The organism is Rheinheimera nanhaiensis E407-8, assembly GCF_000296695.1.
In the GTDB taxonomy this organism is placed as follows: domain Bacteria; phylum Pseudomonadota; class Gammaproteobacteria; order Enterobacterales; family Alteromonadaceae; genus Alishewanella; species Alishewanella nanhaiensis.
Genome location: NZ_BAFK01000011.1, coordinates 93653 through 116532, shown reverse-complemented (window position 1 = coordinate 116532; position 22880 = coordinate 93653). Strand labels below are relative to the sequence as shown.

General features: G+C 49.0%; 14 protein-coding genes. All 14 read left to right on the top strand.

What is annotated here, in order from left to right:
• The first annotated feature begins 50 nt into the window (after nt 1–50).
• Complete coding sequence (locus RNAN_RS10790; protein ID WP_008221669.1) at nt 51–524, top strand: free L-methionine (R)-S-oxide reductase MsrC; 474 nt, start codon at nt 51–53, stop codon at nt 522–524.
• A complete protein-coding gene (locus RNAN_RS10785; RefSeq protein WP_008221666.1) occupies nt 521–829 on the top strand; it encodes a hypothetical protein in 309 nt (102 codons plus the stop codon). Before RNAN_RS10790 ends, RNAN_RS10785 begins: the two co-directional genes overlap by 4 nt.
• Nucleotides 816–1529, top strand: coding sequence for an RNA chaperone ProQ (proQ, locus tag RNAN_RS10780; protein WP_148275708.1), 714 nt, complete (start codon nt 816–818; stop codon nt 1527–1529). The genes RNAN_RS10785 and proQ overlap by 14 nt, the downstream gene beginning before the upstream one ends.
• A gap of 17 nt (nt 1530–1546) precedes the next feature.
• Nucleotides 1547–3571 (top strand): carboxy terminal-processing peptidase, encoded by a 2025-nt coding sequence (gene prc, locus RNAN_RS10775; RefSeq protein ID WP_008221663.1) that lies wholly within the window; start codon nt 1547–1549, stop codon nt 3569–3571.
• A gap of 88 nt (nt 3572–3659) precedes the next feature.
• Complete coding sequence (locus RNAN_RS10770; RefSeq protein WP_008221661.1) at nt 3660–4991, top strand: sodium-dependent transporter; 1332 nt, start codon at nt 3660–3662, stop codon at nt 4989–4991.
• Between the two features lie 76 nt (nt 4992–5067).
• Entirely contained in the window at nt 5068–6537 is a 1470-nt protein-coding gene (gene nhaC, locus RNAN_RS10765) for a Na+/H+ antiporter NhaC (protein WP_008221660.1), read from the top strand.
• Nucleotides 6538–6671: 134 nt separating this feature from the next.
• Complete coding sequence (gene pepN / locus RNAN_RS10760; RefSeq protein ID WP_008221659.1) at nt 6672–9254, top strand: aminopeptidase N; 2583 nt, start codon at nt 6672–6674, stop codon at nt 9252–9254.
• Complete coding sequence (locus tag RNAN_RS10755) at nt 9254–9475, top strand: DUF2835 family protein (protein ID WP_008221658.1); 222 nt, start codon at nt 9254–9256, stop codon at nt 9473–9475. Before pepN ends, RNAN_RS10755 begins: the two co-directional genes overlap by 1 nt.
• A gap of 318 nt (nt 9476–9793) precedes the next feature.
• Nucleotides 9794–11878 (top strand): DUF1302 domain-containing protein, encoded by a 2085-nt coding sequence (locus RNAN_RS10750; protein WP_008221657.1) that lies wholly within the window; start codon nt 9794–9796, stop codon nt 11876–11878.
• Between the two features lie 16 nt (nt 11879–11894).
• Nucleotides 11895–13256 (top strand): DUF1329 domain-containing protein, encoded by a 1362-nt coding sequence (locus RNAN_RS10745; protein WP_008221656.1) that lies wholly within the window; start codon nt 11895–11897, stop codon nt 13254–13256.
• A 79-nt stretch (nt 13257–13335) separates the two neighbouring features.
• Nucleotides 13336–14370, top strand: coding sequence for a WD40/YVTN/BNR-like repeat-containing protein (locus tag RNAN_RS10740; RefSeq protein ID WP_008221653.1), 1035 nt, complete (start codon nt 13336–13338; stop codon nt 14368–14370).
• A 1-nt stretch (nt 14371) separates the two neighbouring features.
• Nucleotides 14372–16687, top strand: a complete 2316-nt coding sequence (locus tag RNAN_RS10735; RefSeq protein ID WP_008221651.1) for an efflux RND transporter permease subunit — start codon at nt 14372–14374, stop codon at nt 16685–16687.
• 228 nt (nt 16688–16915) lie between these two features.
• Nucleotides 16916–21754, top strand: coding sequence for an NAD-glutamate dehydrogenase (locus RNAN_RS10730; RefSeq protein ID WP_008221649.1), 4839 nt, complete (start codon nt 16916–16918; stop codon nt 21752–21754).
• A gap of 64 nt (nt 21755–21818) precedes the next feature.
• A complete protein-coding gene (pyrD, locus tag RNAN_RS10725; protein ID WP_008221647.1) occupies nt 21819–22829 on the top strand; it encodes a quinone-dependent dihydroorotate dehydrogenase in 1011 nt (336 codons plus the stop codon).
• The last annotated feature ends 51 nt before the right edge of the window (nt 22830–22880 follow it).

Here is a 22880-nt window from a genome sequence, read left to right as displayed (position 1 = left end):
CTAAAACGAGTAATGTACGGCTTTAGGTGTTAACCAGAAATCCATAATTCATGTCGAGTGAAAAAACTGCGTTGTACCGCTTGCTGCAGCAGCAAGCGCAGGCTCTGATTGAGCAGGAAACCGATCTTATTGCCAATATGGCGAATCTTAGTGCACTACTTTTTAATAACCTGCCTGATCTGAACTGGGCCGGCTTTTACATTATGCGCGAGGGTGAACTGGTGCTGGGGCCATTTCAGGGCCAGGTTGCCTGTGTACGTATAGCGGTAGGCAAAGGCGTGTGCGGCACAGCAGTGGCAACCGGGCAGGTGCAGTTGGTCAAAGATGTGCACGAATTTCCAGGCCATATTGCCTGTGATGCCGCCAGTAACTCGGAAATTGTCCTGCCGCTTCGCCATCAGGGCGACATTATTGCCGTGCTGGATATCGATAGCCCAAGCCTGGCAAGGTTTGACGCTGAAGATCAGGCCGGTTTAGAGCAATTGATCCGCCTGTTTGAACTGCATCTGGCCAAAACATTATGAAAGACAGTATCTCCATTCACGACTATTTGTTCGATGTAGCGGATATTGGTGACTGGGAAGGCGACGAAGAGCTGGTTACCGACAAAGTAAACAGTGTCTATCATGCCGTTTGGCAAAAGCTGCCGGAGGACGTCAGTGCAGAACAGGTAGACTATCTGCTGCCGGCGATTTGGGATCAGTTGCGCGGCGGCACTGTGCTGCTGGAAGCTGATGAAGACGAATTAATTGATTGGGCTTTGGCATTTGTACGCCAACAGCTGGACGACGGTATACCGGACGCGGATACCACAGATGAAGAAGAGTGAAGCGTTAATGACCACCCCAACTGAACAAGCGGTTAAAGCAAGCAACGTGAAAGAAGTACTGGCCTATCTGGTGCAACGGTTTCCGGCCTGTTTTAGCGCAAATGGCGCCGCCAGGCCGTTAAAAATTGGCATCTTTCAGGATTTGGCCGAGCGGCTGCAGGACGACAGTGTCGTGAGTAAAACCCAGTTGCGTCAGGCGCTTAGGGTGTACACCTCCAGCTGGCGTTATCTGGAAGCGACCCAGGAAGGCGCAGCTCGCATTGATTTAGACGGCAATGCCGGCGATTTGATTGATGCGGCTCAAGCCGAACATGCCGCTAAAACACTGGAAGAAAGCAAGGCCAAAGCGGCTGAAAAGCGCAAGGCCAAAATAGCCGAAGCCAAAGCCAGTGTGACGACGAAAGCCGCGGTTGCAAAACCTGCTTACAAAAAAAATCCGAACAAAAAAGCCAATATCCCCTCTAAAGGCACTAAGGTTAACCAGAAAGCCGAAACAGCCGCTGCTGCGCCTGCCCAACCCGCCAGAGCGTTGACGCCGGTTGCCAGCGGTACTGTAGTAGTAGGTGCCAGTGTGCTGTTAAAACTTGGCCAAAATCCGATGCCTGCTACTGTACTGGAGATCAGTAAAGACGATGTGACCGTACAACTGGGTTCTGGTATGGTGATTAAAACCCGTCAGGATAGTTTGTATCAGGCCTGACTAACGCAGAGTAGCTTATGAAAAGATTATCAGTACTTGCCACCGCCGTTATTGCTGTTTTTAGCCTAAATCTGGTTGCTACCGAGCAAGCCGGGCCTTTGGTATTGCCGGTCATAAGCCAGGATGTGCAGCATGCTACTGCCAGTAAGCGGATCACAGCGTTATTTACCCGTGGCCATTACAACAGTGTGCAGCTTGACGACGCGTTATCATCCAGGATGTTTGATACCTATCTGAAAAACCTGGATTTTTATCGCAATGTATTGATGAAATCTGACGTTGCTACTTTTGAGCAGTACCGCGAGCAGTTTGATGATGCGATTAACAAAGGCAATTTAAATTTTGCTTTTGACATGTTTAACTTTACCTTGAAACGCCGCGCAGAACGTTTTGACTATGCGCTGGCGCTGTTGGAGAAAGGCTTCGACTTCACGACAGACGATAATTATGTTTACGATCGTGAAGGGGCCGACTGGCCCGCCAGCCAGGCTGAACTTGATGAGCTATGGCGCCAGCGGGTGAAGTTTGACGCGTTAAATCTGAAGCTGGCCGGTAAAAGCGCTGAAGAAACCAAAGAGATCCTGACAAAGCGCTATCGCAACACGCAAAAGCGACTGGCTCAGACTGAAAGCGAAGATGTGTTTCAGTTAGTGATGAACTCGTTTGCCCGCAGTATCGAGGCACATACGTCTTATCTTTCACCGCGTAATGCTGATCGCTTCCAGCAGGAAATGAACCTGTCGCTGGAAGGCATTGGTGCTGTGCTGCGTGCCGATGAAGACTACACGGTGATTCAAAGCCTGGTACCGGGTGGCCCGGCTGATTTAACGCAAAAGCTTAAGCCAAAAGATAAAATTATTGGCGTTGCGCAGGATAAAGCAGATTTTGTCGACGTGATTGGCTGGCGTCTGGACGATGTGGTCGATTTAATTAAGGGCCCCAAAGGCAGTACTGTCAGGTTGCAAGTGGTTGGCGCCAATGACATTGGTACCAGTCAGGCGCAGATTATCAGCATAGTGCGCGATAAGATCCGTCTGGAAGACCGTGCAGCCAAGGCCGAAGTATTTAAGCCTCAGCTGTCTGAGTTGGATCAGAAAATTGGCGTAATTAGCATTCCGGGCTTTTACAACAATCTGGCTGAAGATGTGAAGAAGCTGTTGGTCGAGCTAAAAGACAGCAAGGTTGACGGCATTATCGTCGATTTACGGGGCAACGGTGGCGGTTCTCTGCAGGAGGCCACACTGTTAACCGGTCTGTTTATCGATAGCGGCCCTGTGGTGCAAATTCGTGAAGGCGACGGCAAAGTATCGGTATCACAGGATAATGACGGCCTGAGTTACTATGACGGCCCACTGACAGTGATGGTCGACCGTTACAGTGCCTCTGCATCAGAAATTTTTGCAGCGGCAATGCAGGACTATGGCCGTGCCCTGGTGGTGGGGGAGCAAACCTTCGGTAAAGGCACCGTGCAGCAGCACCGTGGGCTGGGCCGGATTTACGATATGTTTGAAAATCCGCTTGGCAGCGTGCAATACACTATCGCCAAGTTTTACCGTATTAATGGTGGCAGCACGCAGCACAAAGGTGTGATCCCTGATATTCAGTTCCCGACGGCTATCGATCCGGCCGAGTGGGGCGAGAGTAAAGAAGAGTATGCTTTACCGTGGGACTCTATCGAAGCCGCTCGTTACAGCAGCCTGACCGACATCAGCACAGTGGTGCCGGTATTGCGCGAAAAGCATCATGCCCGTATTGCTACTGAGCCGGAATTTCAGTACCTGCTCAACGATATTGCTGAGTACAAGCAGCAGATGGATGACAAAACAGTGTCATTAAAAGAAGCCGAGCGTATTGCTGAGCGTGATAAAAACAAAGCGCAGCAGCTGGCACGGGCGAATGAACGGCTAAAACGCTTTGGTATGCCGGCAGTGACGTCGTTGGACGATGTACCGGAGAAGCTGGAAAAAATCGATCCGTTTTTGGAAGAAGCTGCCAATATTACCGCTGACTTTAAAATGGTTAGCCGGCTGGCAAAAAAATAGTAAACAGGGTTCCTCTGACACTAAAAGGCGGTATTATTACCGCCTTTTGTTAATTTGTATCAATACATAATAATTATAAAGGTTAACTATGGCGACACGTGGTGAGTTCTCTTCGAGGCTGGGGTTTATTCTGGCTGCCTCGGGTTCTGCAGTAGGCTTGGGCAATATTTGGGGCTTTCCCTCGCAAGTAGCCAGCAATGGTGGCGCTGCCTTTGTGCTGATGTATCTTATTCTGGCGTTTCTATTAGCCTACCCGGTATTAATGGCTGAATTACTCATTGGCCGGGCCACTAAGGCTAATGTCGTGGATGCGCTGGGGCAGGTATCCCGCGGTATCAGCGGCCGGCTGGTCGGCTTTTGGGGCATTATTACCGTCTCATTGATCCTGGCATTTTACGGCATTGTTGGCGGCTGGATGTTATCACACACCCTCGAAGCGGTGGTGAAGCTGGCAGGCATGGAGCAACTTGCCCAGTGGTTGGTGGCGTTTTCGACAGAGCGTAATTTGCTGTTTTGCGCGCTGTTTATGCTGTTAACTGTCGGTATTGTCAGTGGTGGTGTTGTCAATGGTATAGAGCGCTGGTCTGTGCGTCTGATGCCTACTTTGTTTGTCATTATGCTATTGCTGTTTGGCTATGTCATGACACAACAAGGTGCCATAGAAGGATTAAAGGTGTACCTGCTACCGGATTTTAGCCAGGCGTTAAATCCAGACTTACTGATAAGCGCGATGGGGCAGGCGTTTTTCTCCATGTCGCTTGGCGTGGGCACCATGTTGATTTATGGCTCTTATGTCAGCCACAGTGAAAACTTGCCCAGGCTTGGCGCTGCGGTATCTTTGGTGGATATTGGCGTAGCAGTGCTGGCAGGCCTATTAATTATTCCGGCGATGTATGTCGCCCTGCACAATGGCGTACAAATTTTTGCTGAAGATGGCAAGTTACTGGCCGAAGATACGCTGATCTTTACCGTGTTACCGTCGCTGTTTGCTGCCATGGGATTTGTCGGCACTATCGTGGCGCTGGCGTTCTTCCTGTTAATGTCGATAGCGGCATTAACGTCATCGATTTCAATGTTGGAAGTGCCGGTATCTTATGTAGTTGAAAAGCATCAGGTGCAACGTACAAAGGCCGTGTGGTTAATTGCCGCCGCTATTTTAACACTAAGCTGTATAATTATTCTGAACTTTGAGGCGCTGTTTGGTTTTGTTATTGCCCTGACCACCCGTTACAGTCAGCCATTACTGGGCTTAATGCTGTGCCTGTTTGCCGGCTGGGTATGGCGGCGTAATGAAATTTTGCAAGAGTTGAAACTGGGCGATGCCGGTGCTGAACATAGTCTGTTCTGGCGCATTTGGCCCTGGTACGTTAAATTTGTTTGTCCATTAATCATCGTATTAATGTTCTATCGTTCGTTGTAAGCCGCTCTGAGCTGACAATTATTATTACAATGACATAAAAGGCGCGATGGCGCCTTTTACTAATCGGAGCTTGTTAATGTCTGAAAAACAACCCAGCTTTTTTGATGCAGCCTTGCCACTTGTTGTGCTGATTGTGCTGTTATCAGCTTCTGTTTATTTGTTTGGTGATAACTCTTCGTATGGCCCCAACCAGATCGCGCTGTTTTTAGCCACCGCTGTGGCGGTGATTATTGGTTTGAAGAATGGTTATCGCTGGTCGGTAATGGAAAAAGCCATGGTAAAAGGCATTTCATTATCGCTCGGCGCGGTGCTAATTCTGCTGTCAGTAGGAGCGTTAATCGGCACATGGATGCTGTCTGGTACGGTGCCGACGTTAATTTATTATGGTTTGCAGGTGCTAAGCCCAAGTTGGTTTTATGCCGCCAGCTGTATACTGTGCGGTGTAGTGGCGATGAGTATCGGCAGCTCCTGGACAACAGCAGCGACTATTGGTGTTGCTTTAATTGGCGTGGCTACTGGCCTTGGCTTATCACCTGCTATTACTGCCGGTGCAATCGTATCGGGGGCTTATTTTGGCGACAAATTATCGCCACTTAGTGAAACCACCAACCTGGCACCTGCCGTTGCCGGCGCCGAGCTGTTCGACCATATCCGCCATATGCTGTGGACCACAGTGCCTAGCTTTGTGCTGGCGCTGCTATTGTTTACCGTTATTGGCTTTAATTCTGATGTAACGGCCGATTTAGCCCGTATCGAAGAAATTACCCGGGTGCTGGAGGCAAACTTCTCCATCAGTGTGATCTCCTTAGTGCCATTGTTTGTGCTTTTGGCAATGGCGGTAAAAAAAGTACCGGCTTTTCCAACAGTATTTATCGGTGCCTTGCTCGGCGGTGTGTGGGCGGTATTGTTTCAACAAGATTTGTTAAGCAATCTGATTGAAAAAGACGTAGCGGCAGCGCTGGGCATTACCAAGCTGATCTGGCATACCTTGCATGCCGGCTTTAGCATAGATACCGGTAATGCCAGCCTGAACGACCTGCTTAGCGGCGGCGGCATGGCCAGCATGTTAAATACTATCTGGTTGGTGTTTAGTGCGATGATGTTTGGCGCCACCATTGAAAAAGTTGGCCTCCTGCGTAAGTTTGTTGGTTCAATTTTATACTTTGCCCGCAGCACAGGTTCATTAATTACCAGTACTATCGCCACCTGTTTTGCCACTAACGTGCTAACAGCCGATCAATATATGTCTATTGTAATGCCGGGGCGTATGTTTAAAGAAGAATATGAGCGGCGCAACCTGGCACCGGTAAACTTATCCCGTACGCTGGAAGATGGCGGTACTATAACCAGCCCGCTTATTCCCTGGAACACTTGCGGTGCTTATATGCATAGTGTGTTACAGGTAAGCCCGCTGGACTATGCAATGTATGCCTTCTTTAACCTGATAAACCCGGTGCTGGCGATTATTTATGCCTATTGTGGCATTAAAATTTTAAAATTGAGCCCACCGGAATCAGTGCTAAAAGATATGGCCAGCAAGGCGTGATCTGAGATACAACGCTAAGACAAAAAGCCTGAATGAGTCAGGCTTTTTTATCACTATACTTACTCAACACATACTCAACTGTCGATAACTTTAGCCAACGATAACGTTAACCGACGATAACCGCAGGAACTCCGATGTCGCAGCCCAATCAGCGCCGAGTAGCTAAGTCCCGTCATGATTACCAAAGCCCGGCTTTTTGTATCGATAACATAGACCTGACGTTTGAGCTTGACCCAAAGGCGACCCGGGTAACATCGGTAATGCAGCTACGACGCCTGCGTGATAGCGAGCCACTGCATCTTGATGGCCAGCAGCTTCAGTTAGTCAGTGTGGCTATCGATGATATACCACTTAGCGACACTCAGTATCAGCTGGATGATAACAGCCTGATATTAACCGCTTTACCTGACAGCTGCCGCCTGACTATCGTCACGATAGTAGCGCCACAGCAGAATACTGCACTGGAAGGCTTGTATCTTGCGGGTACTACCTTCTGCACGCAATGTGAGGCAGAGGGCTTTCGCCGTATCAGTTATTTTCTTGACCGGCCGGATGTGCTGGCGCAGTACAGCGTTACTATTATTGCTGATGCCGAGCAGTATCCGTACTTATTATCCAATGGTAATAAAGTGGCCGAGCATTTTGATGCGCAGGGCAGGCGGGTGGTGCGCTGGCATGATCCTTTTCCTAAACCCAGCTATTTATTTGCCCTGGTCGCGGGTGACTTTGATGTGTTGGAAGATCAGTTCTGCACGCAGTCCGGCCGCAATGTCAGTTTGCAGCTGTATGTGGACAAAGGCCAAGGCGATAAAGGTCACTTCGCCTTAGCCGCTTTAAAGCGGGCGATGGCATGGGATGAACAGCGTTTTAATCTGGAATATGATCTGGATGTGTACATGGTGGTTGCGGTCGACTTTTTTAATATGGGCGCCATGGAAAACAAAGGCCTGAATGTATTTAACAGCAAGTATGTGTTGGCGGATGCAGCGACAGCGACTGATCGTGATTACTTTAATATCGAATCTATTATCGGCCATGAGTACTTTCACAACTGGACCGGCAACAGAGTCACTTGCCGTGACTGGTTTCAACTGAGCTTAAAAGAAGGCCTGACAGTATTTCGCGATCAGGAGTTTAGCGCCGACATGAGCTCGCCGACCTTGTGCCGTATAGACGCCATTAAACTGATCAAAACCGCCCAATTTGCTGAAGATGCCAGCCCGATGTCACACCCAATCCGGCCCGAGCAGGTGCTGGAGATGAATAATTTTTACACCGTGACGGTATACGACAAAGGGGCAGAGGTTATCCGTATGCTGCAAACCTTGTTGGGTAAACAAGCTTTTGCCGACGGCCTTACACTGTATTTACGCCGCCATGATGGCCAGGCCGTTACCTGTGATGACTTTTTACAGGCGATGCAAGATGCCAGTGGTGTTGATTTAACCGCCTTCGCGCGCTGGTATAGTCAGTCGGGTACACCAGAGCTTAGCGTCAGCCAGCAGTATGACGCCAGTACAAAACAATTACGCTTGGTGTTACAGCAGCATACGCCAGCCACTGCCGATCAGGCAGAGAAACAGCCATTGGTGTTGCCAGTAAAAGTTGAGCTATTAATACCCGGCGCCGCCAGCCAGCGCCATTTGTTAACGCTGACTGAGGCTGTTGCAGAGTTTAACTTTGTTAATATCAGCGCTGAGCCGGTAGTGGTATGGCTGGAGCAATTCTCGGCCCCGGTTAAATTACACGTTAACAGCAGTGATGAAAATTTGTTGTATATAGCAACAAACGCGACCGATGGTGTAGCGCGCTGGGATGCCATGCAGCAATACTGGAGCCGCCAAATTGCTCAGCTGATTAAGGGACACCCCTTGGAGGCACTATTACCGGACACTTTGTTTACCCTGTTATCGCAGTTGCTGGCACAGCCAGGTAATGACACCGCGCTAAGTGCCGAACTGTTAACTCTACCGGATTTTGATACGCTGGCCGAGCAATATGCAGAAATTCCGGTTGACGCCATTATCGATGCACGTAAACAGCTGTCTCTGCACCTGGCCAACTGCTTAGCACAAGCTCTGCTGAACTGTTATCACACCTTGGGCTGCGAGCCCTATCAGTATCAGCAAGATGCAGCAGGCCGACGGCATTTGCGCGCTGTATGTTTACATTATCTGGCGCTGCTGGGCAGGGAAGAGCTGATCCGTCGCCATTATCACCAGTCTGATAACATGACCGATACGATCTCCGCACTGCAAGCGGCACAGCAAGGCTCCGCCGTCTTGTTTGCACAGCTGCTGCAACGCTTTAGTGAAAAGTGGTATCAGGATGCGCTGGCAACTGATAAAGCATTCTCACTGGCAGCAACTGATCCGACTGAACAGGTATTTAGCGGTATAGAGCACATGCTGCAGCATCCGCTATTCAGCTGGCAAAATCCAAACCGGATCCGAGCGCTGTTCAGTGCCTTTAGTATGCGTAATGCCGCACAATTTCATCGTGCCGACGGTAGGGGCTACGCGCTGTTACAGCAAACGGTGGCAAAAGTGGATGCGATAAACCCGCAGGTGGCCGCGCGGCTGGTAACGCCATTATTAAGTTGGCGTCGCTATGATGCCAAGCGTCAGTCGTTAATGCGCCAAGCTTTGCTGCAGTTATCCCAGTTAGCTGCTATTAGTAATGATTTGTACGAAAAGGTCAGCCGAAGCCTTAATTAATGCGCCAATACTTTTTCAATGCCAGCCTAAGCTATGAGCAGTGCGAGGCTTATTACAAGGGGTTTATTAAGTATGTGGTCGTTACTGCAGATAATGGCGAGCGGATACAGCTGCAGTTTCGCCATTTTCGCCGCTATATTGATATACTCGGCTTTCGCGGTCGCTTTCGGCTGACGGTAACAGAGCAAGGTGCTTTTGTTGCGTTAGAAAAAATTAATTAGAGTAGATACTTTAAACGATATATTTAATTTCCAGCTTGCGCATGAGAAAGGTTTGGCCTTTAATTTCATTGGCTTATAGATAATGCGGCCGCTTTCATAATGGGGTGTTAAACCAGTAGATAGCTGAAATGGCCGAAACTTAAGCGTTAAATGTAAAAACTGAATACAAATCAACAGATTTACGGCGAGGCAGGCCTTGCCTGCAACCTGAAATGATGTAATTATTTTAACTAAGTAAGCTGAGCTCGGATCAGTTGGCTGGGCGACATAACTAGAAAAAACTGAAAAACCTGCAGGGACAGGGGGGGAGATAACAAGATGAATAAAAGGTCAATAACCTTTGCTAAGAAACCCTTAGCGTTGGGTGTTGCGTCAGCACTGTTTGCCTTGTCAATGGCACCGGTGCAGGCAGCATCCTGGACGGTGGGCGACGTAAATATTACGTTTGACTCAACGTTCTCATACGGTGGCAGCTGGCGCATGGAAGACCGTGACTGGGATACCATCAGTAAGGTAAACCACCCGCGCTTCGACTGGACTGGCTACAACGCCGCGACTAACCCAATCTATGCGCCTTCGCAAATCTGGCAACAGCCAGGTGCTTACTCCAGTAACGGCGATGCCGGTAACCTGAATTATGACCGCGGCGATATGTTCAGCAGCCTGTTTAAAGGCCTGCATGAATTATCCATTACCAAAGACAATATTGGCTTATTTACCCGCTTTATGTATTTCTACGACTTTGCCCTGATGGACAAAGACGGTGCTTATACTAACCCACTGTCTGGCCAGCGTGTAGACCCTTGTGCCGATGATGATGCGCGTGATTTAACCTGCCGTGACGTCCGACTGCTGGACGCGTACGTTTATGGTAATTTCAGTTTTAATGACGGTATGAACCCTGTCACCATCAAAGTGGGGCAGCAGGTATTAAGCTGGGGCGAAAGTACCTTTATTCCGCATGGCATTAACTCTACGCCAATCGACGTGGGTGTATTGCGCTCACCCGGTGCTGATTTAAAAGAGGCTTATATCCCGGTTGGTATGGCAACGCTGAACATCGGTTTAACCGATAATCTGTCAACTGAGTTGTTCTACCAATATGAGTGGGTAAATAGCTATCTGCCGGTTCCTGGTACGTACTTCTCTACCAATGACTTTGCCGGTGAAGGCGGTTATGCTCAAAACGTACAGTTAGGTTTTGCTGGTAACCCTGATATTGATTTGGCTTATTTACTCAGCAGCCTAAATGCCTTAGCGGGTGGCGTGGCATCAGGTGCGTTAGATCCGGCACTGGCGGCACAGGCTTATTTGGCTTATCCGACCAAGGTCACGTTACGGCCTTTTGGCAGCGCTGGCGAGATTGAACCAGAAGACGGTGGACAGTACGGTATTAAGTTTGAATACTTCTCACCGGATCTGAATGATACCGAGTTTGCGCTGTACTATATGAACTATCACAGCCGTACCCCGGTAATATCTGGTATCGCTTCTGATTTTTCTCAAGTTGGTGCTGATATCGGCCGCTTGGCAGCAATGGCTGCCAGTGGTGGTGTAACCAAAGAAAACATCACTCAATTAGCCGCTTTTTCTAAAGCGCTAATTGAGTACCCAGAAGATATTAAGCTGTACGGTTTTAGCTTCAACACCACCGTAGGCGATACCTCTGTTGCCGGTGAAATTTCATATCGTCAGGATGAGCCGCTGCAAATTGATGATGTTGAAATTCTGTATGCTGGTATGCCAGAGCAGCTGGCAAACGCGGGTTTGCGTCCAGATCTGGCCGGTATTTCCCAAATTGGCCGCGATCCGCGTTATGGTGAAAAGGTTCAACCGGGTGCTAAGGCGAATGGTTTTATCCTGTCTGACACTCTGCAAGCGCAGATGACCTTTACCCATTTAGTTGGTCCGGCATGGGGCTCTGACAACGTAAGTTTGTTAGCCGAGATAGGTGGTATTCGCATTCAGGATATGCCTGATCCGTCTGTACTGCGCTTAAACGGTCCTAATACCGATCGTAGTGGAGCACCGCTGTTAAACGGTGCAGGAGTTGCAATTCCGGGTTTACATACTGGTTTGTCCGACGGCCCAGAGACCAACCCGTTTCCAACAGCATCGGCCTGGGGTTATCGTTTACTGGCCAAACTTGATTACAACAACGTGTTTGCTGGCGTAAACTTGTCACAACGTGCGGTGTTTTCACACGATGTTAATGGTATTACACCAGACCCATTGTTTATGTTCGTAGAAGATCGCAAATCGTTGGCTTATGCCATCAGTTTTGACTACCTGAACAAGTGGTCAGGCGAGCTGTCATACAACGTATTCTGGGGTGGTCAAGGCACGACCAATAACGTAGCCGACCGCGATTTTATCTCTTTTAACGTCAAGTACTCTATTTAAGGGACGAGCACTAATTATGAAAAAACTCACCCTACTTTCATCAGCCATCGCACTGGTGCTTAGCTGTTCAGCCATGGCTAAAATTAGCCCTGAGCAGGCAGCGAGGCTGGGTAACGACTTAACACCCATGGGCGCAGAAAAGGCTGCCAATGCAGATGGTTCAATTCCTGCCTGGACTGGTGGTATCACCGAAGCGCCAGCGGGTTATACACCTGGTATGCACCACCCGGATCCGTTTAAAGACGACAAGGTATTAGTGACTATTGATAAATCTAATCTTGATCAGTACAAAGCACTGCTAAGTCCGGGACAAATTAAGCTGTTTGATATTTATCCTGATACTTACAAGATGAATATTTATCAAACACGCCGTACGGCGTCTTACCCGCAATATGTGTATGACGCCACTAAAGCCATTGCAACTAAAGCAGAGCTGATTGAAGGCGGTAACGGTATTGTCAACGCAGCTATCGGCATTCCGTTTCCTATTCCGCAAAACGGTTTGGAAGCAATATGGAACCATTTACTTCGCTTTCGTGGCGTAGCGGCGAGCCGGAATGGTGGCCAGGCGGCACCTACAGCGGCGGGTGCTTACACCATTATCGGTTTTGATGAGCAAATCATGTTCAAATATTCAGAGCCTAATGCAACAGCAGAAGCCCTGACTGCAGAGAACATTTTGTTCCGCTTTAAGCAAGGTGTTACCTCACCAGCGCGCTTAGCCGGTACAGCACTGTTGGTACATGAAACCATGGATCAGGTAAAAACCCCACGTCAGGCCTGGACTTATAATACTGGGCAGCGCCGGGTTCGTCGTGCACCTAACGTAGCTTACGATGCACCAGGCACCGCATCAGACGGTTTACGTACTACAGATGACTTCGATATGTTTAACGGCTCGCCAGATCGTTACAACTGGGAGTTAAAAGGCAAGCAAGAGCTGTACATTCCTTATAACAGCTACAAGCTGCACAGTAATGAAGTGAAATATGCTGACTTACTGATGGCCGGTCATATTAACCCTGAGTATGTGCGCTGGGAAAAACACCGCGTTTGGGTAGTAGAGGCAACGCTGAAAGAAAATACCCGCCATGTGTATGGTAAGCGCGTGTTTTATATCGACGAAGACAGCTGGCAAATCCATGTTGCCGATCTGTATGACAACCGCAATGAGCTGTATCGGGTCGCGGTTGCGCACGGTCTGAACTATTATGAAGTGCCGACACACTGGAGCACGTTAGAGGTTTATCATGACCTTAACTCGCGCCGTTACATCGCTATCGGTCTGGATAATGAAGACAAGATGTATAACTTCTCTGTTAACCTGACAGATGCGGATTTCACGCCTGCAGCACTACGTCGTGAAGGAACCCGTTAATTTAACAACGGCATAATGACGGTTGGCCTGGTGCCAACCGTTTTTATTTTAACGATTTTTTAGAGTAATAACTCAGACTATGTATAAAACAATCCTCAGTCTGGTGCTGCTACCCACCCTGGTTTGGTCTAACGCAGTGACCGGCGACGACAATAGTATGCAACCGGCAGCGGCTTATCCTGCAGTTTTAGCCGATAAGGCGTTGTTAACCGATATTATCAGTGTTGCTGAACAGCGTCTGGTTGCCGTGGGTGAGCGGGGGCATATTCTGCTGTCCGACGATGCCAAAAGCTGGCAGCAAGCTCAGGTACCGGTGCAGGCTAACCTTAATAGCGTGTATTTTATTAATAAGCAGCAGGGCTGGGCGGTGGGCCACGATGCCAGTATTTTAATGACATCGGACGGAGGCTTAAGCTGGACGTTACAGCATTATGCGCCGCAAAATGACAAGCCGCTGTTTGATATTTACTTTTTTAATGAACAACAGGGCATAGCCGTTGGGGCCTATGGGCTGTTTTATCGCACAACTGACGGTGGCAACAACTGGCAAATGGAGTTTCAGGCAGAGCTTTTAGCCGAAGATGATCAGGAATATCTGGCCGAGCTGGAAGAGACTGACCCTGAGCTGTACCAAATTGAACTTGGTGCCGTATTGCCACATTTTAACCGGCTGTATGCCGATGGTAACGTGTTGTATCTGGTTGGCGAAGCGGGCTTTGTGGCAAAAAGCCTTGACCAGGGGCAAAACTGGCAGCGGCTGGAAGAGTTTTACAACGGCTCATTGTTTGACATTACCCGTAGCAGTGGTATGAGCTTAGTGGCTGTTGGCTTGCGTGGTCATGCCTTTCAAAGTTTAGATCAGGGCGTAAGTTGGTCGCAGTTTGAGCTTGACGAAACCGCCACCTTTAATAGCGTATTTTCTGACGGTAATAACAGATTGTTTATTGTCGGTAATGCCGGCGCGTTATGGCTGAGTGTTGATGATGGCAAAACCTTCAGCAATTTATCGCGTGCAGATGGCAAAGCCGTGGTGAATGGCCTGGTGTGGAAAGAGCAATTAGTGCTGGTAACTGAGACTGGTTTAAAAACGATCCAATTAAGCGAACTAGAATAAAATGACGGTAAATCGAATAGTTAATAAGTTTGAGTATGCCCTGTTTCGCCACCGCGCACTGGTGATCCTGGCGTTTTTGGCGGCAACCGTATTTTTATTAGTTAAGGCAACCAGTATCAAACTCGACGCTGCCTTTACTAAAAACATTCCGTTAAAACATGAATATATGCAAACCTACCTGCGTCATGCGCAGGACTTTGGTGGTGCCAACAATATTCTTATTTCACTGTGTGATGAAAGTGGCGATATTTTTAACGCTAACTTTTTCGATACCCTGCGCCAAGCCCACGATGAGTTGCTGTATACCTCAGGTGTAGATCGGGTGCAGGTAAAGTCATTGTTTAGTCCAAGCACGCGCTTTGTTGAGGTGGTAGAAGACGGTTTTGCCGGCGGGCCGGTGATCCCGGCTGATTTTGTCGCCGATAACACAGGTTTAGCCAAAGTAAAAGAAAATACCGAGAAGGCAGGCATCGTTGGCCGTATGGTCGCCGATGACTACAGTTGTGCGATGATTTCGGCACAGTTATTAGAGGTTGACCCTGATACCGGCGATAAATTAGATACGATAGCGTTCGCAGCTACCCTTGAGCAAAACATTCGCGCCAAGTACCAGTCTGACTCAGTGAGCGTACACATTATTGGTTTTGCCAAAATGGTTGGCGATGTCGCTGACGGTGCTAAAGGCGTATTGCTGTTTTTTGCTATTGCCATTGCAGTGACCACCATTATGGTGTTCTTTTTCTGCCGCTCGGTAATGTTAACCATATTGCCGATTGCCTGTTCTTTAATTGCCGTTGTTTGGCAAATGGGTTTGTTATCCGTTATGGGTTTTGGTATCGACCCTATGTCAATTCTGGTGCCGTTTTTAGTCTTTGCCATAGGTGTAAGCCACGGTGTGCAAATGATTAACTCGACCGGTAAGCGCGTAGCGGCAGGTATGGACGCCAAAACGGCAGCGCAGGCCAGTTTCCGCAAGCTGCTGGTACCCGGCGGTGTGGCACTGCTCTCCGACACCGTTGGCTTTTTAACCCTGCTCATTATAGAAATCGGCGTGATTCGTGAACTGGCCATTACCGCCAGCTTAGGTGTGGCAGTCATCATTCTGACCAACCTGATTTTATTGCCGGTACTGATGTCATTTGTTCGTTTTAGCCAGCGGTACAAAGACAAGGTTGCTGCACCGTCGCCGACTGCAGATAAAATTTGGTTTGCATTGTCGGCGTTTGCCACGCGTAAATATGCTGCCGTTATTTTACTTATTACCGCAGCGCTGTTTGCGTTGGGATATATGCAAAGCCAGCAGCTGAAAATTGGCGATTTACATGCCGGTGCGCCAGCGCTGCATGAAGATTCACGTTACAACCAGGACACCTTTTTAATTACCGAGCGCTATGCCATATCGGTGGATTACCTGAACGTGATGGTGGAAACCATCCCCAGTGCCTGTACCGAGCACGATATTATGGCGCGGATTGATAATTTCCAGTGGTTGATGGAAAACGTAGAAGGTGTGCAGTCGGCGGTGTCACTGGCCTCGGTATCAAAATCAATTAACGCTGCCTTTAACGAGGGCAACGTCAAGTGGCGGGTATTGCCACGCAATACCCAGTCTCTGGTGCAGGCATCGTCACGGGTTGAAACCAGCACGGGCCTGCTAAATGCCGATTGTTCCGTCATGCCGGTGATCTTGTTCTTACAAGACCATAAAGCTGAAACCATTGAGCGGGTAGTCGCAGCAGCGAAAAAATATGGCGCCGAGCTGGGTGATGAACAAACCCGCTTTATGCTGGCTTCAGGCCCTGCCGGTGTTATGGCAGCGACTAATGAAGCCGTTTCAGCCGCGCAGCAACCGATGATGTGGTATGTCTATGGTGCAGTCATTATTTTGTGTCTGCTGAGCTTCCGTTCTTTACGGGCGACCATTTCAGTGATAGTGCCGCTGTATGTGGTGTCGGTTCTGGCCACGGCGCTGATGACCAAGCTGCAAATTGGTCTTACCGTATCAACCTTGCCGGTTATCGCGCTGGGCGTTGGTATCGGTGTCGATTACGGCATTTATATCTTGTCGAATATGACGCAAATGCTGCGCGATGGTGCACCACTGCGCCAGGCCTATTTTGAGGCGTTAAAAGAGCGGGGCAGTGCGGTGTTGTTTACCGGCATTACGCTGGCCATTGGCGTCAGTACCTGGGTGTTCTCTGCACTGAAGTTCCAGGTCGACATGGGCATCTTGTTAACCTTTATGTTTATCGTCAATATGCTGGGGGCTATTTTGGTATTACCGGCACTGGCAGCCTTTTTATGGCGGAAAAATTAAAAATATTTTCTGCATGAATAAACACGAAAATGGCCGAAAGGCCATTTTCTATTTAAGGCAGATGAATAAGTTGTCAGAGCCCTTAAAAATCACTGGTTTAACCAGCATAAAAGCGGCAAATAGTGCTCGAAAAGCGCTACAATAGGCACTACACTGCGCACCTGACACGCTCTGGTTTGTTCGGTAGCGCCTGCTGTTATAGGCAGTGACTGCAAAAAGGATACAAAAATGGCACTGATAGACGGTCAACCCTCTGTACTACTACAAAACGTAAATAAACTCATAAAACAAAAAGTGAAAGATCAGGTAAATCTGGTCGAAAAGTTCGCCTATACGCTGTACGGCAACATGTCTAATGAAGACTTAGTGGGCCGTAACGACAGCGATTTATACGGCGCAGCGTTAAGTTTATGGCGAACCTTTAATGACCACGCTGAGCCAGCGGCTAAAATTCGGGTATTTAACCCGGAAATTGCTAAATTTGGTTGGGAGTCTAAGCATACCATTGTTGAAATCGTGGTGCAGGATATGCCTTTTCTGGTCGACTCAGTGCGCATGGCGTTAAGCCGCCAAAGCATTACCGCGCATTTATTACTGCATTATCCGCTGCAAACCGAGCGCGACAACAAAGGCCGGATCACCGACTTTTTCAAACTGGGCAGTAAAGCGACTGCCAGCACGCAGCAAACGGTGTTTCATATCGAAATTGACCGCATGACAGACAAAGCAGCAATGACTGCCCTGACAGACGAGCTGCACTCAGTGATGGAAGATGTGTCACTGGCGGTGCAAGACTGGCAGCCGGCACGGGAAAAACTGCAGCAGGTAATTAAAGCGCTGCCGAAGACGGCCGGAAAAGCCAGTGCTGAAGAAGTACAGCAAACCACCGACTTTTTAAATTGGCTGGCCAAAGATAACTTCACCTTACTGGGTTATCGTGAATACAGCATCAGCCCGGTGAAGGGTGACTATAAAATCAGCGGTATCGATGATACTTCGCTGGGGCTTATGCGCCGCTCAGCCTCGCGTGATCTGATGCTGTCAGAGCTGCCGGAAACCGGCCGCAAGCAAGCAGTAAACAGCAGCTTATTGATTTTAACCAAAACCAATAACAAATCCCGTGTACACCGGCCGGCTTACATCGATTACATCGGCGTGAAAAAGTTCGATAAAGACGGCAAGGTGATAGGTGAAGACCGTTTCATCGGCTTGTATTCGTCATCACTGTACAACAACAGCGCTGCCGATATTCCGTTGTTGAAGAACAAGCTGGCGGCTGTGATGAATAAGTCTGAGTTTGCTGTTGGCACTCACGCTTATAAAGCCTTACTGAATATTTTGGAAACCTATCCGCGCGATGAACTCATTCAGGCTACAGCAGATGAGTTGCTGCACGTGGCAATGGGTGTGCTGCAAATGCAAGAGCGTGACATGACGCGGCTGTTTATGCGTAAAGACAGCTTTGGCCGTTTTGTCACCGCGATGGTGTATGTACCGCGCGAGCGCTATAACACCCAGCTGCGTAAAGAAACCCAGGCCATTTTACAACGGGCTTTGGGTAGCGATGAGCCGGTAGAGTTTACCACCTACTTTTCTGAATCTGTGTTGGCCCGTACCCACTATTTGGTGCGGATCAGCGATAGCCATGTCGAGTATAAAGTGAAAGATATTGAGCGTAATCTGGTAGAAGCGGCCAGAACCTGGGAAGACAAATTAGAAAGCGCGCTGGTTGGCGTGTATGGCGAAGCCCGTGGCCGTGAGTTAATTACCAAGTATGTCAATGCGTTTCCGCGCAGTTACAAAGAAGACATGCTGCCCAACGATGCACTGGTCGATATTGGCAAGCTGGAAGCGTTAAATGATGATCACAAACTGGAAATGCTGTTTTACCGGCCACAGGAAGAGCGCGGCGACAGCAAGGCGGTACGGTTAAATCTGTTCCATAAAGATCATCCGATCCATTTATCTGATGTGTTGCCAATGTTGGAAAACTTTGGCCTGCGCGTCATCGGTGAGACGCCTTATGCAGTAAAATGTGCTGACGGCTCGGTCAGCTGGGTGCTGAACTTCGCGATGGAGCTTAACTGCGCCGTGCCGGCCGATTTTGAAGCTGCACAACAATCTTTCCAGGAGTCTTTTGCCAAGGTATGGAATGGTCAGTTAGAGGACGATGGTTTTAACCGGCTGATTTTAGGCGCAGGCTTAAGCGGCCGTGAAGCTTCGTTACTGCGTGCCTATGCCAAATACAAACGGCAAATTGGTGGCACCTTCAGCCAGGCTTATGTAGAAAGCACCTTTGCCCGTTATGCCGAGCTTGCCAACTTGCTGGTGCAGTTGTTTAACAGTAAGTTCTCGCCCAAGGGTAAAGCAAACGACAAGAGCATTGAAAAGCTGGAAGAGCAAATTGCCGGTCAGCTGGAGCATGTTGCCAACCTGGATGATGACCGTATTATCCGTCGTTTCGTCGACATGATAAACGCAACCTTGCGCACTAACTATTTCCAGAAACTGAACGACGGTGCCGACAAACCGTATATCTCCTTTAAAATTAAGTCTGACTTAATTCCGGATATGCCACTGCCCACACCCATGTTCGAGATTTTTGTCTACTCGCCAAGGGTAGAAGGGGTACATTTACGCTTTGGTAAAGTGGCGCGTGGCGGTTTACGTTGGTCTGACCGTCGCGAAGACTTCCGCACCGAAGTGCTGGGCCTGGTAAAAGCGCAGCAGGTAAAAAATACCGTTATCGTGCCTACGGGCTCAAAAGGTGGTTTTGTTTGTAAAAAATTACCGGAAACCGGCGGCCGTGAAGCTTTCCTCAATGAAGGTAAAGACTGTTACCGTACCTTTATCCGTGGCTTACTGGATGTCACCGACAACATCGTTCAGGGCGCGATAGTACCACCGAAAGACGTGGTGCGGCTGGATGAAGACGACCCGTACTTAGTGGTCGCTGCAGACAAGGGCACCGCAACCTTCTCGGACATTTCGAACAGTATTTCTGAAGAATACGGCTTCTGGTTGGGCGATGCCTTTGCCTCAGGTGGCTCTAACGGTTATGACCACAAGAAAATGGGCATCACCGCCCGGGGTGGTTGGGAGTCTGTTAAGCGGCACTTCCGTGAAATTGGTATTGATTGTCAAAGCACCGATTTTACCTGTGTCGGTATCGGTGATATGGCCGGTGACGTGTTTGGCAACGGTATGTTGTTATCGAAGCATATCCGCTTGCAGGTAGCGTTTAACCATATGCACATTTTTGTCGATCCGAACCCGGATGCAGCAAAAAGCTGGGAAGAACGTAACCGTATGTTTAACCTGCCTACCTCAACCTGGGATGACTACGATAAGTCACTGATCTCTGAAGGTGGTGGTATTTTCCTGCGCAGTGCTAAAGCCATTAAGCTATCACCACAAATGAAAGAAATGCTGGGCACCAGCAAAGCCAGCATGACACCGAACGAGCTGATCCGCGAAGCGCTGATGATGCCGGTAGATCTGATTTGGAACGGCGGTATCGGTACCTATGTTAAGGCCACCAACGAGAGCCATGCAGAAGTGGGCGATCGGGGCTCTGAGCCACTACGCGTTAATGGTAAAGAGCTAAAAGCCAAGATTTTCGGTGAAGGCGGTAACCTGGGCTGTACCCAGCGCGGCCGGATCGAATTTGCCATGAACGGCGGCCTGCTCAACACCGACTTTGTCGACAACGTGGGCGGTGTAACCTGTTCAGATAACGAAGTTAACATCAAGATCCTGTTAAATACCCTGGTAGCCGGTGGTGATTTAACGCTGAAGCAGCGTAATAAATTGCTGCTGGATATGACGGATGATGTTGCTGCTATCGTGATTAAAGACTGTTACCGGCAAACTCAAAGCATCAGCATTTCATCACTGTTGGGCGCTGAGCAGTTAAAAGAGTATACCCGTTTTATCCACACTCTGGAAAAAGACGGCAAGTTAAACCGTGAGCTGGAGTTTTTACCATCTGACGATGAGCTAGCCGACCGTATGGCCAAAGGTCAGGGCTTAACCCGGCCTGAGCTGTCAATACTAACGGCCTATGGCAAAATGGTCTTAAAAGAGCGTTTGGTACTGCCGGAAATTTATGAAAACCCGTACTTTAAACGCCAGCTGTTTGGCAACTTCCCGCAAATGCTGCAGGATAAATTTGCCGCTCAGATGGAAAACCATCCGTTAAAAGCCGAGATTATTGCCACTAAGCTGGCCAATATGCTGGTGAACGAAATGGGCCCCAATTTTGCCCAGCGTATGCAGGAAGAAACCGGTGCCGGTGTCGGCGAAGTGACCTTATGTTACGCCATTGCCCGTGACCTGTTTGATATGGCCAGCGTATGGAAGAAACTGGAACTGTTAGACAACGTTATCCCGGCTGCGCTGCAAAGCAAGTTGCTGCATCAGCTGCGTCGCACCATGCGCCGTGCTACCCGTTGGTTCCTGCGCCACCGCAACAAGGCACTGGATATTCAGCAAACAGTCGATTTCTTCAAGCCAGCCTACCAGCAATTGGGTAAAGAGCTAAATAGTTATCTGGCTCAGGCAGAAGTTGAACAGCTGCAGCAAAAGCAAGCGGTATTAACAGAGCAGGGTGTACCGGAAGATATCGCACAGTATCTGGCGCAATTAAGCACAGTGTTCTCGGTAATGGATATTGCTCAGGTTGCCGATGCAGAAAAAGTGCCGCTTGCCATGGTGGCAGAGATTTACTTCAAGCTGGGTGATAAGTTGGATCTACACTGGTTCTTAGAGCAGATCACCAATCAACCGGTAGCCAACCACTGGCAGGCGCTGGCCCGCGCGTCGTACCGCGAAGAGCTGGACTGGCAACAACGTGCTCTGGCAGCTGTTGTAGTGCGCAGCTGTGGCAAAGTCTGTGCAGCAGATGAGGTAATCAGCAGCTGGATCACTGAGCATGATGCGTTGTTAGAGCGCTGGCGTTTAATGCTGGCGGAATTTAAAACCACCAAGAGCCATGAGTTTGCTAAATTCTCGGTGGCGCTGCGTGAATTAATGTTGTTAAGTCACCACTGCGACCCTGTAAAATAACCGTCACAGTGGCTAGAATACCCCGGCTGGTCCGGGGTATTTTTTTATAGCAAGAAGGCAGCTTATGTTTTATCCGATAGCACAGAAAATCATGTTCGCCTGTGACGCTGAGCGCTCACACAATTTTGCCCTGGGCAGTCTTAAATGCCTGGCGCATACCCCGTTTAACGCCCTGTGGCGGCAACAATTACCCGCTAAGCCGGTTACCGTTGCCGGCATTACCTTTGATAATCCACTGGGGCTTGCCGCCGGGCTGGATAAAAACGCCGAATGTATCGATGCTTTTGGTCAGATGGGTTTTGGTTTTATCGAGGTGGGCACGGTAACACCAAGGCCACAGTTGGGTAATGATAAACCGCGTATTTTTCGCCTGCCACAGTCGGAAGCCATTATTAACCGGATGGGGTTTAACAATAAGGGCGTCGATTACCTGGTCGAAAATGTAAAAAAAGCCAGCTATAAAGGCGTGCTGGGGATTAATATCGGTAAAAATAAAGATACGCCGAACGAGCAGGGTAAAGATGACTACGTGCACTGTATGCGTAAAGTGTATGCCCACGCCAGTTATATTACCGTGAATATCTCATCGCCTAATACACCGGGGCTGCGCGATCTGCAATTTGGTGATGCTTTGTTTGATTTGTTGCAAAGCGTGAAGAACGAGCAGCTGGACTTGCAAGCGCAGTACGATAAATATGTGCCGGTGTTTGTTAAAATTGCGCCGGATATGGACAGCGTTGCTGTACAACAGGTGGCTGAAACCTTGCTGAAAAGTAAAATGGATGGCGTCATTGCTACCAACACCACGTTGGACAGAAGCCTGGTACAAGGCCAGCGTTACGCCGACGAAGCCGGTGGCTTAAGCGGTTTGCCGGTGCGCGATAAAAGCACCGAAGTATTGCGCCAGTTACGCTTAGCGGTTGGCGCTAAACTGCCAATTATTGGGGTTGGCGGCATTAGCGATGCGCAATCGGCACAAGAAAAACTGGCGGCCGGCGCCAACTTACTGCAGGTATATACCGGCTTTATTTACCATGGCCCGGCGCTGATTAAACAGATCGTCACCAGCTTATAAGGATCAGTAGCTGATCATCGGCTGTTAGAACAAAATAGTCTTTAACATCAT

Coding starts and splice junctions, on each gene's coding strand:
- RNAN_RS10730 (WP_008221649.1), top strand. CDS start 16,916: ATGGCACTGATAGACGGTCAACCCTCTGTACTACTACAAAACGTAAAT.
- nhaC (WP_008221660.1), top strand. CDS start 5,068: ATGTCTGAAAAACAACCCAGCTTTTTTGATGCAGCCTTGCCACTTGTT.
- prc (WP_008221663.1), top strand. CDS start 1,547: ATGAAAAGATTATCAGTACTTGCCACCGCCGTTATTGCTGTTTTTAGC.
- pepN (WP_008221659.1), top strand. CDS start 6,672: ATGTCGCAGCCCAATCAGCGCCGAGTAGCTAAGTCCCGTCATGATTAC.
- RNAN_RS10785 (WP_008221666.1), top strand. CDS start 521: ATGAAAGACAGTATCTCCATTCACGACTATTTGTTCGATGTAGCGGAT.
- pyrD (WP_008221647.1), top strand. CDS start 21,819: ATGTTTTATCCGATAGCACAGAAAATCATGTTCGCCTGTGACGCTGAG.
- RNAN_RS10740 (WP_008221653.1), top strand. CDS start 13,336: ATGTATAAAACAATCCTCAGTCTGGTGCTGCTACCCACCCTGGTTTGG.
- proQ (WP_148275708.1), top strand. CDS start 816: ATGAAGAAGAGTGAAGCGTTAATGACCACCCCAACTGAACAAGCGGTT.
- RNAN_RS10770 (WP_008221661.1), top strand. CDS start 3,660: ATGGCGACACGTGGTGAGTTCTCTTCGAGGCTGGGGTTTATTCTGGCT.
- RNAN_RS10735 (WP_008221651.1), top strand. CDS start 14,372: ATGACGGTAAATCGAATAGTTAATAAGTTTGAGTATGCCCTGTTTCGC.
- RNAN_RS10790 (WP_008221669.1), top strand. CDS start 51: ATGTCGAGTGAAAAAACTGCGTTGTACCGCTTGCTGCAGCAGCAAGCG.
- RNAN_RS10745 (WP_008221656.1), top strand. CDS start 11,895: ATGAAAAAACTCACCCTACTTTCATCAGCCATCGCACTGGTGCTTAGC.
- RNAN_RS10750 (WP_008221657.1), top strand. CDS start 9,794: ATGAATAAAAGGTCAATAACCTTTGCTAAGAAACCCTTAGCGTTGGGT.
- RNAN_RS10755 (WP_008221658.1), top strand. CDS start 9,254: ATGCGCCAATACTTTTTCAATGCCAGCCTAAGCTATGAGCAGTGCGAG.